This window comes from Melghirimyces algeriensis, from assembly GCF_900182565.1.
In the GTDB taxonomy this organism is placed as follows: Bacteria; Bacillota; Bacilli; order Thermoactinomycetales; family DSM-45169; genus Melghirimyces; species Melghirimyces algeriensis.
The window spans coordinates 65,150-76,401 of sequence record NZ_FXTI01000013.1 but is presented as its reverse complement, the minus strand read 5'-3'; the positions used below and the strand labels follow the sequence as shown (position 1 = coordinate 76,401).

Genomic DNA, 11,252 nt, shown 5'->3' with positions numbered 1-11,252 from the left:
CTTTGAGATGTTTAACTGCCCTGTGTATCCCAAACTGCGGATCACACTGTATGAGTAAATGCACATGATCGGGCATGATTTCCATACTGGAAATCATAACTTCCAGCTCTCTTGCTTTTTCTGCGAACAGCTCTTTCAGCCGATCACTTACAGGCGAAACCAGCACTTTTCGTCGATACTTGGGACAAAAAACTACATGATACTTGCAGTCGTACACGACATTTCGCTTACTTTGAACGGTTCTCAAATTCATCACCTATTGCCAATTTTACAACGAATATTATATAGATTCAATATATCTAATTAAACAGGTGTAAAAAAAGAGAGCAAAAGAGGGTCAGGCTTGCGAGAGGGGTAAAAAAACACCCCTCCCTCGCCTGACGCTCGCTTTCATCCCCATAGCTAAAGCTAGGGGTTTTCTCGCTCGCAAAGATATATAAAAGTTATAATGGTTTGTCACCTGTAAGCTTTTAAGTTGCATATCCTCGTATGAAACGTATATAATAAAGGCAAGAGAGAACGTCGTAAGGGTTGCCCCACCGTGGGCCTGTAGCCGTAGGTAAAGGTGACGCTTTACTTACGGCTTTTAATTTGGCTAGCCCAAGTCAGAGGGTCAACGTCGCTTTTTCCGTTTTGAACGGTGATCCCGTCCATCTCGGAAGAAGCGTGCAACGGCTATGAGAGCGGTGGTCACCGCTGCTAAAGCATGTAGCCATTCCATACGCCTCACCCCCTTTGCCGTAAACTCGGCCCAGGCGGTGAGGCTTTTCCGTCCTCTCTTGCCTATGAATATTTTACCATGTAGTAGAAGTATAGACTAGACTAAAGATTGTTAAAATAGCAGGCTATCTGTGAAAACTCATGTCTAAAGGTTTAAAAAGTTTATTTGTATTTTTGAATGAACTTGCAAAGAAAGATATAAACGGATATAAACGGTTAAAATTAAATACGAACATTTGTTCTGATTAAGGGGAAATGTATTTAAGTAAATTATATAACCATCCGGTGGTTACGGATGGTTATACAAAAAAAAGAAGTAAATACAGTATTTCATCCATTCCATCTAGTTTCTTTGGTAGTACATATAGTATTACCAAAGAAAAGAATGATACAAACACAAATTTGGAAATTTTGATACTACAAACATCACAAGCGGTTGGATTTCAACATAGAGGGTATGATATGAAAACATTCTGTAAAAAACTTTATGCTTCTGGAAAGATAACCACGCAAGAGTATAGAGCGTGTTTGCGAAAAATAAAACACAGGTTGCAGATATAGCAATCTAATCAAGGGTCTGACCTTGATTTTTTTTGGCTTCTTCTCGCTTTATGACGGTTTCTAAAAGGTCAGAGAAATATTCTCTTAGTTCATCATTTAAAGGGACTCCGCCCCAGTGGGCAGTTTCGTTTTTCTCTAAAAACTCTTTAAGATCAAATTTTTCTTCGGCCTCAATATTGGATACCTTGTGACCTAAAATATAGTCTACACTAACATCAAAGTAGTCAGCTATTTTTTTTAAAGTCACATAGTCTGGTTCACGTTTGCTTTTTTCGTACTTAGCTGAGGTGTTAGGAATCCAAATCTAAAACAGATGGTTAACATAGCAAAAACACTTAATGTTAGTTTTGATGCGAGTTTTTTTGAAAACAATTGTGACATAACGGAACAAAACAGAACCATTCACGAGATATCGGTTGGTTAAACCTATCATATCAAATTAACTCGAAAAGAAGGGAGAAGAAAGAGTGAAGCTAGTGAAAAAACAACCATGGGTTATCCGATCCAATACAAGCGGCTGTTTGGAGTGCAGCGAACACACTATTATGGGGTAAATGATATTCTGGTAAGAACCCTTCGTCGATTAACAGCGGAAGAGATGGAAAAGCTCCCAGAAAATAAACAACATCTGGCACGTATGAGAGTTCTGGAATACCTGAATTGGTGGAACCAAGGGGAAACAGCTTATATTCTGTTGGCTCCTTGGAGACCCATACTGAAGAAAACGTATGGGGAGGGAAAAGAGAAGGAGCGTCAGGAACGACAGAACAAATTGGCATATCCGGATGCTTGCATCCAAATCCGTGAAAGAGCATCTTGGTTGGAGTTTGATAACAGTACGAAAACAATCGAAAATGACGAAAAGAAGAAAGACCCTTCCAAGAGGGGGACGACCATTGAAGATAAGTTGGTTCAATACATTGAGACTTTGGGACCCATCCAAAACAAAGACCCAATCATATGGGTCGCTGCGAGTCCAAGTCGAATTGAAAACATCCAAAAGTGTTGGGAGAAAGTGAAACGATCAGAGAGAGTCAAGAGTATTCAAGAAAAAGCGAAGCGGGCTAAAGGAAATTTCTTTTTCCCTGAGATGCATTTTTGCCTGATTGGAGAGGAACAGAACATTCTGTCAAATACCCCAAACAACACCCTAAATGATACCCTAAGCAACTTTGAATCCAAAATCACCTGAATCCCTTTCATTATAATAGAAAAATAAAACCCGTCGGTTCCCGACTTGATACTCTCGGAGCCCTTCCTTCATTCATCTCCTTCATTTTATTCACTCGACTCACTCATCACGCTCTGCTCGTATCAACCCGCCACTCGCGGGACCGGAAGTAGCACTCCAGTGAACGGCTTTGAAACAAAACCAGAGCTTAGAAGGTCATGGGGAGGTAAAAGCTAGGGGGAAAAGAAAAACGGATAAATAAATTCGGAAATTACATGTAATCAACTAAATATATATATACTATTTACATTTTGTTCAATGACATGTATCATCTTAATTAGATAAAAAATTTTTGAAAGGGGTAATATTAAATTTATTAGAGACAAATCTGACTATCTGTCTATTTCGTGTTTTATCAATTAATATAAGGGGTGTTTGTATTAATGGTAATAAACAAAACAGTAAAATGTACTATTATTTATATGTTAACGCTTGCTATTTTTATTTCTTTTGGCTTTCCGAAGCAAGCCTTTGCAAGTAATTCAAAAATTACAAATGAGCAAAAAATACAAGTATTAGCTGATCAGATTGAATTTTTAGTGGAAGAAGCATTAGTAGTAAAAAATGGAGAGCGAACATATGATTTTGATAAAATAGAAAATAGATTTGGAACTAAATTTGCAAATGAACTAAAATCCTTAACAGTAGATAAATCCTTAACAGTAAATTCAATGAAAACTAAACCTCAATTCATAAAAATACCAGGTCGCCCTGCAGATAATGTGTGGGCGAAATGTGTGATAGAGGCTTTAGCAGATAATTTTGGTGTAGGGATTATTACTGCGGCAATTGAAGGAGGATTTTATGCATATCTTAAGAAAAAAGCTTACCACGAAGCAGCTAAATTATTGGCGAGGTTCATTGTAGGTTCAAATGCTGCGGGGTTAGCAGCTACTCTCATTTATTATGGTAGTAAATGTAGCTTGAAATAGGATGATGAAACTATGAATATTAATAAACGTTTATTTGTAATGACTCATATAGTAATGCCTTACCTGTTTGTTGCTGTGTTTACTCTTTGGGGACATTTTGTTCTGTCAAAGCCTTTATGGGAGAATATAAATGAAGCTTTAGGGATTGTAGGGATTTACTATATGTTGGTAAGTATTTTCTGGGTTACCCAAATGAAAGCCGTCCAGAAAGTAGAACAAGAGATAAATAGCAAAAAAGGAGATAAATAGATTCAAAATCCTACATAATTAGGGCGAACAAAACAACCCCGTTAAAAAAGATGGGGTTGTTTTGTTGCCTCAAAGGTTGAATTAAAGAAGCCATACGGCAACCGTATCGATTAGACCCTGACAAGGACGGGCTTCCCTGCGAATCACTTCCGGCTTCTTAAATTAAGAAAACATGCGTTTATTCTAATGAAGACGGCTCTTTTAGGAGCCCTTCTTTCCTTCGTCTCCCTCATTTCATTCACTCGACTCACTCATCACGCTCCACTGGAATGAAGTGAAATTGCAAAGTTAAAGGTAAAACAGCCTGTCAGGTTTCCCTTAACAGGCTGTTTTCATGTTCATCTTTATTTCTTATGCGGTGAATCTTCTTTTAGATTTTCACCAACTCTGTTCAAAATATGGCTTTCCAGTTCTTGTTGGATACTGGTTCCGTTATCGATACACCATTTCATGAAATCTCGCTTAACCTCTTCATCCACTCGTATACCAATCATGACACGTTTACTCATCTGTATCCCTCCTTAAAACATGTTAACATGTAGACTTTTTAATCTAAACCCTTGCAATCCTTATGTTAACATGTTAATATGATAACATAAGGTAATCAAGAGAGCAATCCAGCACAGGTACTGCCAATGCTCCACAAGGCAAGCGGACCAAAAAGACAACCTTATGTTCTTGCTGTTTATCGCTGGAAAAGAATACGGCATAAGGAGGATGGGGAAAAAATGAAGACCGCAGACCGTCCAACCCGATGGTACCAAAAAGTCCAGCTCTATCATCTAGTTGTAGTAGGAGCTTACATTGTTTTCGGGTGTAACATGGCCATATCATACTTCCACGCTTGGGAGCTTTTCTCTCAGGTTGGGCATTTTCCGAAGTGGTTTGCCCATGTTGCGGTGATCGCTTTTGACACCGTTTTTGCGCTAGCTAACATCGTTGTATCTATAGGGATAATGAAAAGAGTCGATATTGGCTTACGAGTATGGTTTTGCTTTGTCTTTGGCTTAGCTATGACAGGATGGGCAAATGTTCGGGCGTCAATGGGCGACCAATGGATCTCGTTGGTTACCGGCCAATGGGGGGGAGATATCACCTCTGGGATGGGAATCACTCATATCCGGACTGTCGACTCCTACAGCACTTGTTTCGATTGAATTGCTACTTTTCTGGATGGTGGTGAACCGAACACTGTTCAGCTCCTCTGGAATCCAAAAAACAGACGAGGTAGGCAGCAGTCAGGCAAATGGGGAGCAACCAATCCAGAAAGAAAACACTCAGCCAGACGAGTTACAGCCAGCCCAAGAGGAAATTTCCTTAACAAGCAGTGAACAACCCATAGAGGAAGCAACTAAGAAATGTAATGAACCAATTCTCCAGGAGGGAGTTTCACAAGAAGTAACCGTGCAAGATGTACAAAAAAAGAAAGTGGAAATAGCTCAGGTGAGCAACATACAGACCGATAACCAAATTGAGAGCATGGGTACAGAGGTGGAAACGGAAAACGAACAAAAAGTGGAGAAAAAGAAAAATAATAACCCTACCACTCTCTCGGAAAAACGACTAGAAAAGAAACGGGTCAGGGATATTGGCCTTCGTATTTGGAAAAAAGAAGGGGAGCCTCCAGGAAGAAAGCGGTTGATACAGGAAGCTAAGTGCACAGAAAGTCCAGCAAAAAGTGTAGCGGCTGAATAAAAAAAAGAGCATACCGAGGAAGTTGCTCGTCGCATATGGAGAGAGGAAGGACAGCTTCCAGAAATAAAGGAATTGAAAAGTAGCTAACTGTACGGAAAAAGTAGCGAAAATAGTACTAAAGAAGCTAGAGGAAGAAAGAAAAGCAGGTTAACCATTAAGGGGGAGGTGTGCATTGCCTATCTCACCCTTTTTTTATTCTAGAGTGGAGGTGGAAAATGGATTGAAGATAGCATTCCGGGAGAGGTGGGGAAAATCAGGGAGGAAGACTGAATAATTTGAACAGAATAACCCTGGTAAAATTATTGACTAAATTTATAGAGAATGATAGTATAAATGAGGCCTATAGGGCAAAGAATACTGTGTGTGTGCTATGGATGGACAAAAATTCATCCACCCACAGGATTACATAGCTTTAAGATCACTTAGATCAAGAAGATCTTGTCCAGCTGGCAGGATCTTCTTGTTATATGTCTTTCTAGGATACGAGCGCCTCCAGATGACAAAAAACTCCTGAGTTGCTCGAAACCCTTGATTTCAATAGGATCACCCTTTTTTCTGTGGTATTTTTCAGGTGACTTTAATGCCCGTTTTGGCATAAAAAATAAGGTGCTCGAAATTGACTCTGTAACCTCAGTATTTTCAATGGATGTAGAATCAAGCCCTCTAAGTGATCGTTTAAAGCTACTGTAGTTAGCACGGGACAAGCTACTTATCCCTGGCGGCGATCATGCCACTCTAGGAAGAAGCGAGCAATGGTCACAAGTGCGACGACAATTGCCGCAATGGCATGTAACCATTCCATACGCCTCACCCCCTTTGCCGTAAACTCGGCCCAGGCGGTGAGGCTTTTCCGTCCTCTCTTGCCTATGAATATTTTACCATGTAGTAGAAGTGTAGACTAGACTAAAGATTGTGTAAAATAGCAGGCTATCTGTGAAAACTCATGTCTATAGAGCTATATACCTTGGCTTATTACACCCTCTTTGCTTAAACATATTTAGGCGTTAGCAAGAGGGGTTTTAATATTTTGGTCTGTCATCGAATAAATGTTTTCTCTTCATTAGCAAAGAAGTCCTGTAACCGAGCCTTTTTATAAGTAAATTCATGTAATGAAGCATTTAAGATGATTCGACTCTATTCAAAAAGAGTTTCCTTACCTTTAGTGTCTTTAGACTATATATCGTATAGAAGGTTGCTCGATATGTCTTATAAGGGTAGAAAGGCCTTGGGATTCCATTATCGAATAAACATCCGGTTTTTTACACCAAACCCTTTAGTCATTGGGAGTTTAAGAGGGTGAACCGATTCTTGTTTTTAGGGAAGGAGATCGAACGAAAGCACCACTCCGGGGGGATGTCAATTATATTTTCTGATTGAAGCCTATTTAAGGCATTTCGAATTGTACCCTAGAAACTCTTTAATTATCCCATCCCACATGGGAGGACTTAATAGATTGGAATCACCGTTTAATAAAACAAAATACTTTTGTTTATAACAAATGCCAAACCTGCCGTGAGAAATTTTGAATGCAGTCATAATGGACCCGCCTTATTGCAATGGAGCTCGCCAAGAATCCGGTAAAGGCCAACGGAACCGAATGATACCAAGTGGCACTCGATGATTGGCGGGGATGGTCTTTCTACCCATGGATTCCTATGGTTTTTGCGCGAGTGTGCATTGGAATGGCATCTGTTACATGTATGGGCATTGACTGGCGGATAGCGCCCTATCTTTCCACTATTTTCAATAGATATAAAAAAACGCTCTCCAAGTGGTCGTTTAAAGATACTGTAGTTAGCACGTGATCCATATAGGTCATACGCGCCCGTGGGAATCATCGCTATATATAGTTCTTCTTATATTCACTTGGATTTCGGAATATTTCACAAAGGAAAGCTTAAAAGTCCCCCATTGGTGGGGAGTTCAGTGTTGGCTTCATGGTTTCATCGGAATGACATACAGCCCATCTCTTTCCATCCATTCAGCAAAAAACACCTCTATAGCTTGCTGTACTCCCCAAGTTTTCAGTTCTTTACGGAGCCGATCTTCCGTCCAGCCGATTTCCGAGAGATTGTCCCGTTGAATTTTTCCATCAATGATCAACGTTACTGGAAGATGAACGGGCTGCGGCGTAAGCTTCAGATCAGACCGAGTAGGAGGGGAGTCGTTCCATTTTTTAAGGACCGTTAATGTTCCGTCTGCTTCCAAAATGGCGTAGGCTACTTCCCGAATGGAAAAGACGTTTTTTTGCCGAAGAAGGCTTTGCAATTGGTTCAGGTTCAATTTGTTTTTTTCATCTCTTTCCGGTCTGGGATTCCATTTCGGACGATGATGGAGGGACTGCCCTCTAAAAACTTTCTGGTTTTGAGATAACGATCACTTATTTTTTCAACAATAATCATCATAAAGCCCCATAGTCCAAGTGCATACAATATATTCAAAAGGCCTACATCTTTTTCATAAACCGCATTGCCTAGCAACTCCCCCAACACCAGAGCAGAAATGAAAAAGAAAGGGGTAATTTGGCTAATTTGGGTCTTACCTAGGATTTTGACGATAAGGAAAATACCAACAAACCCGATGATCAACTCGATAGTAAAGTGGACCATAACAAGAGCTCCCCACTTTCTTCAGGTTATTATTGAGTTTCGACAAAAAAAGCCGGATTAAACCAATAGCTGAGTTACAGAGAAGATCCCCAACAGCCACATCAACCAAACGTTTCTATACAGATTTGGTAATTCGGTTGTATGGTCGGTGGGAGAGTCCTTTGAGCTTTGTTGCAATACACCTAAGCGCCCAAGGCTTATATTTATCAATATGGAACGCGTTTGCATATCGATATGTAAAAATTAAGAGATCGCGGAGGAGTTGGACCTTTTTTGTAAAAAGTTAAACTGTGTCAGTTGCGGCTTTCTATTTGTAGAGGATGGGTCAGACTCCGTTTCTCTGAGGAACGGGAGGGCCGATGGGGCAGGGTTCTGGATGGATAGTTCCAGCCATATAAGTTGTATTTTGATGTGGAGAAAGGTTGAGATATTCATGGATCTTTATACGGTTGGCTATGAGGGAGAGCGCATCGATCAATGGATCGGGAAATTGAAGGACGCAGGCGTTACTGTTTTGATTGATGTTCGGGAGAGAGCGATGAGTCGAAAAAAGGGATTTTCCAAAACGGTTCTTAAAAACCGCCTGGAAGCAAACCATATCCGTTACCGACATGAAAGAGGCTTAGGGACACCACCGGAAGTTCGAAGAAAGTTGAAGCGTGATCGGGATTATGTTTCGTTTTTTGCGCAATACAACCGGCATTTAGACAAACAGGAGAAGCGGCTTCATGAACTGGTGACGGTTATGGAGCATGAAAAGGCCTGTCTCATGTGTTTTGAAAAGGACTATCGGCAGTGTCACCGAAGTGTACTGGTGGAGCGGTTGAAAAAAATTCATCCTGGCAAAGTGAGGGTTGAACATTTATAGAGAATTTAGGGAGGATTTTGAGCCATCCGTTTGAGGGCTCATTATTTTTTGGGGGAAAGGATTTGTTGCGGATCTATCAAGGGCTATCAGAATGGGATGTGGTCTGGCGAAAAAGTTAAAAGAAAAAGCCCGCTGAGTTCAGAACAGATATTAGCAGGCTATATAGTCTCAAAATGGGATTAAGTTAGCGCTTGTTTTAATCGGTAAACCCCTTCTTGAATCTGTTTCTCAGTGAGATTACCGTAACCCAGAATCATTTTATTTCCGTGACGGCCTTTCTGGATGGCATGGTGCTCAACGGGATATATGTTTACTCCATGTTGGTAAATACGTCTCACCAGTGCTTCATCAAACATCATATTAAACTCTGCAATCATATGGAGACCCGTTGAATCTCCAGAAATGGACACTTGGTCTGCGAATGCTTCTTTGAGACAAGAAGATAAGAATTCTTTTCGTCGAAGGTATAGCTTGCGCATTTTCCGAATATGGCGGTCCAGGCTTCCATTGTATATAAATCGGGCCAGTGCTTTCTGTTCCAACGATGGAGTATGCAGATCCAGATACCACTTTAGTTGCCGGCAGCGTTGAGTGAGAGCGGGAGGGAGTATCAGATATCCCATCCGCAGAACAGGAGAAAGGATTTTACTAAACGTTCCGATGTAGATCACTCTTTCCGGGTCCAAGCCCTGGAGGGAACTGACCGGTTCTCCGCCATACCGAAATTCACTGTCATAGTCATCTTCAACGAGATAGGTATCCCATGTTCGCGCGAACTGAATCAGTTGAATCCGACGCTGAATCGGCAAGATTCCTCCCAAAGGGAATTGGTGGGACGGTGTCACAAATACAAATCCCGGTTTTTGCTGCATCGGTAGTAGATCGGTCCGCATTCCATGCTGATCCACAGGGATGGGATCGAGGGTTGCACCGGTTGAGGAAAATATAGTTTGAATGTCGTGAGTAATAGGATCTTCTATGATCACCTTTTCATCGGGGGTTAGTAGCAGGTTGGCGATGAGGGATAAGGCCTGTGTCGCTCCAGAGGTGATCACCAGCTGATCGGGATGACAATGAACGCCTCGTGTTCTTTTTAAATAACGGGATAAAACATGTCGAAGTTCATAGCGTCCTTCCGGATTGTCATAGCCAAAAGTGGCATCCGTCGCTTCTTCACATACCTCTTTGACCAGTTTGCCCCATTCTTTTTTGGGAAACCGGTTTAAAGCGGGGATGCCTGAACGGAAATCAATGATATCATCGTCCGCTTCGTTTTTCTGTTCGATCTCCAAAAGTGAGATGGGTCTTTTCTTGCGGTTCTGTTCGAGATATGCTCCTTGAGCAACATATGTTCCTGAACCCTGCTTTCCTTCCACATATCCCTCCACAAACAATTGTTCATACGCTTCCACCACTACATTTCTGGATACATTTAATTGCTTGGCCAACTCCCGGCTGGGAGGAAGTCGATCCCCTGCGTTTAACGCTCCCTGTAAGATGCGTGTGCGAATTTGCCCATAGACTTGCCGTTTCAAGGAAATGTCTAGGGAACGGTCAATCGGAATCCAGAGCATAACATCCTTCCTTTAAAATTGGTATTTCAAAAATACGGTTTAATTGGTTCTTTTCCATCCATTTCATTATGGGTAAAGTATGGGATAAACGCTACCTCTTATAACATTCCTGTAATGGAGAGAGGAGTGTGGGGGAATACGTTTGGTCTTATTTTGATGGAATTGTAAATGGAGGGTTTGAAATGGAAAGAAAATGCGTAATGGTGATCGATTCAGAATTGCCGATGGGTTTAATCGCCAACACCGCAGCGGTTTTAGCATTAACGCTGGGCAAAAAGGTGGAGGGAATCATTGGACCGGAGGTCATCGATGTCACGGGAACGATCCATGAAGGGATTACCACCATGCCGATCCCCATTTTGAAGGGAGATAAAAGTAACATCAAAGCGCTGAGGGATACGATTGGTGCAGAGCATCCAGATTTGCTGTTAGTCGATTTTTCCAATGCGGCACAAACAACCAAGAATTACGAGGACTACATCCATAAAATGGCTCAATGCGCACAGGATGATCTGGAATACTTGGGAATCGCCATCTATGGGGAGAAGAGAAAAGTAAACAAGTTGACGGGCAGTCTGGGGCTCTTACGATAGCCAACAGTGGGGGATGAAACCTCTGTAAAAAAGAAATAGTGAATTGAAAAAGAAAGCACGCTCATTTATTGAGGGTGCTTTCTGACATATGACATGGATATGATAAAATAGACCTGTGTTAATGGATACAACCTCTATAAAAGGGGATACGCGACTGTGGAGCAATCCTCAACCTTGGTGTGGGGTTTGGCTGTGATGTGGTGCATCCATATTGAAAAAG

General features: G+C 41.3%; 12 protein-coding genes. 6 read left to right on the top strand and 6 right to left on the bottom strand.

Going from position 1 to position 11,252, the window contains the following annotated elements:
• On the bottom strand, positions 1 to 253 hold a 253-nt coding region (gene tnpA, locus FN782_RS14970; protein WP_246064980.1), incomplete at its 3' end, for an IS200/IS605 family transposase.
• Positions 254 to 1,285: 1,032 nt separating this feature from the next.
• Entirely contained in the window at positions 1,286 to 1,579 is a 294-nt protein-coding gene (locus tag FN782_RS14960; protein ID WP_281285970.1) for a helix-turn-helix domain-containing protein, read from the bottom strand.
• 192 nt (positions 1,580 to 1,771) lie between these two features.
• Between FN782_RS14960 and FN782_RS14955 the strand changes: the two genes are divergently transcribed.
• From FN782_RS14955 to FN782_RS14945, 3 genes are all read left to right on the top strand, one after another.
• A complete protein-coding gene (locus tag FN782_RS14955; RefSeq protein WP_142506607.1) occupies positions 1,772 to 2,473 on the top strand; it encodes a hypothetical protein in 702 nt (233 codons plus the stop codon).
• A 422-nt stretch (positions 2,474 to 2,895) separates the two neighbouring features.
• Entirely contained in the window at positions 2,896 to 3,444 is a 549-nt protein-coding gene (locus FN782_RS14950; RefSeq protein ID WP_142506606.1) for a hypothetical protein, read from the top strand.
• Positions 3,445 to 3,456: 12 nt separating this feature from the next.
• Positions 3,457 to 3,693, top strand: coding sequence for a hypothetical protein (locus tag FN782_RS14945; RefSeq protein WP_142506605.1), 237 nt, complete (start codon positions 3,457 to 3,459; stop codon positions 3,691 to 3,693).
• A 344-nt stretch (positions 3,694 to 4,037) separates the two neighbouring features.
• Here the strand turns inward: FN782_RS14945 and FN782_RS16980 are convergent, their stop codons facing one another.
• Positions 4,038 to 4,202, bottom strand: coding sequence for a hypothetical protein (locus tag FN782_RS16980; RefSeq protein ID WP_185956350.1), 165 nt, complete (start codon positions 4,200 to 4,202; stop codon positions 4,038 to 4,040).
• A gap of 520 nt (positions 4,203 to 4,722) precedes the next feature.
• Here FN782_RS16980 and FN782_RS14940 point away from each other — a divergent pair.
• Entirely contained in the window at positions 4,723 to 5,388 is a 666-nt protein-coding gene (locus FN782_RS14940; protein ID WP_142506604.1) for a hypothetical protein, read from the top strand.
• A gap of 1,935 nt (positions 5,389 to 7,323) precedes the next feature.
• On the opposite strand, the gene FN782_RS17405 is transcribed toward FN782_RS14940, so the two are convergent.
• Together FN782_RS17405 and FN782_RS17400 are read right to left on the bottom strand one after the other, a co-directional pair.
• A complete protein-coding gene (locus tag FN782_RS17405; RefSeq protein ID WP_342778408.1) occupies positions 7,324 to 7,671 on the bottom strand; it encodes a DUF421 domain-containing protein in 348 nt (115 codons plus the stop codon).
• Positions 7,668 to 7,997 (bottom strand): DUF421 domain-containing protein, encoded by a 330-nt coding sequence (locus FN782_RS17400; protein WP_342778407.1) that lies wholly within the window; start codon positions 7,995 to 7,997, stop codon positions 7,668 to 7,670. Before FN782_RS17400 ends, FN782_RS17405 begins: the two co-directional genes overlap by 4 nt.
• Before the next feature lie 433 nt (positions 7,998 to 8,430).
• On the opposite strand from FN782_RS17400, the gene FN782_RS14930 reads away from it, so the two are divergent.
• Positions 8,431 to 8,865, top strand: a complete 435-nt coding sequence (locus FN782_RS14930) for a DUF488 domain-containing protein (protein WP_185956349.1) — start codon at positions 8,431 to 8,433, stop codon at positions 8,863 to 8,865.
• A gap of 179 nt (positions 8,866 to 9,044) precedes the next feature.
• Here the strand turns inward: FN782_RS14930 and pdxR are convergent, their stop codons facing one another.
• On the bottom strand, positions 9,045 to 10,439 hold the full coding sequence (pdxR, locus tag FN782_RS14925) for a MocR-like pyridoxine biosynthesis transcription factor PdxR (RefSeq protein ID WP_142506602.1): 1,395 nt from the start codon (positions 10,437 to 10,439) through the stop codon (positions 9,045 to 9,047).
• A 182-nt stretch (positions 10,440 to 10,621) separates the two neighbouring features.
• Between pdxR and FN782_RS14920 the strand changes: the two genes are divergently transcribed.
• Positions 10,622 to 11,032: a DUF2000 domain-containing protein gene (locus FN782_RS14920; RefSeq protein ID WP_142506601.1), complete on the top strand. Its 411-nt coding sequence runs from the start codon at positions 10,622 to 10,624 to the stop codon at positions 11,030 to 11,032.
• Positions 11,033 to 11,252: the final 220 nt, after the last annotated feature.

Bases quoted from the DNA above. Each gene is read 5' to 3' on its own strand.
- FN782_RS14930 (WP_185956349.1), top strand. From the start codon at position 8,431: ATGGATCTTTATACGGTTGGCTATGAGGGAGAGCGCATCGATCAATGG.
- FN782_RS14950 (WP_142506606.1), top strand. From the start codon at position 2,896: ATGGTAATAAACAAAACAGTAAAATGTACTATTATTTATATGTTAACG.
- FN782_RS14945 (WP_142506605.1), top strand. From the start codon at position 3,457: ATGAATATTAATAAACGTTTATTTGTAATGACTCATATAGTAATGCCT.
- FN782_RS17400 (WP_342778407.1), bottom strand. From the start codon at position 7,997: ATGGTCCACTTTACTATCGAGTTGATCATCGGGTTTGTTGGTATTTTC.
- FN782_RS16980 (WP_185956350.1), bottom strand. From the start codon at position 4,202: ATGAGTAAACGTGTCATGATTGGTATACGAGTGGATGAAGAGGTTAAG.
- FN782_RS14940 (WP_142506604.1), top strand. From the start codon at position 4,723: ATGTTCGGGCGTCAATGGGCGACCAATGGATCTCGTTGGTTACCGGCC.
- pdxR (WP_142506602.1), bottom strand. From the start codon at position 10,439: ATGCTCTGGATTCCGATTGACCGTTCCCTAGACATTTCCTTGAAACGG.
- FN782_RS14920 (WP_142506601.1), top strand. From the start codon at position 10,622: ATGGAAAGAAAATGCGTAATGGTGATCGATTCAGAATTGCCGATGGGT.
- FN782_RS14955 (WP_142506607.1), top strand. From the start codon at position 1,772: ATGGGTTATCCGATCCAATACAAGCGGCTGTTTGGAGTGCAGCGAACA.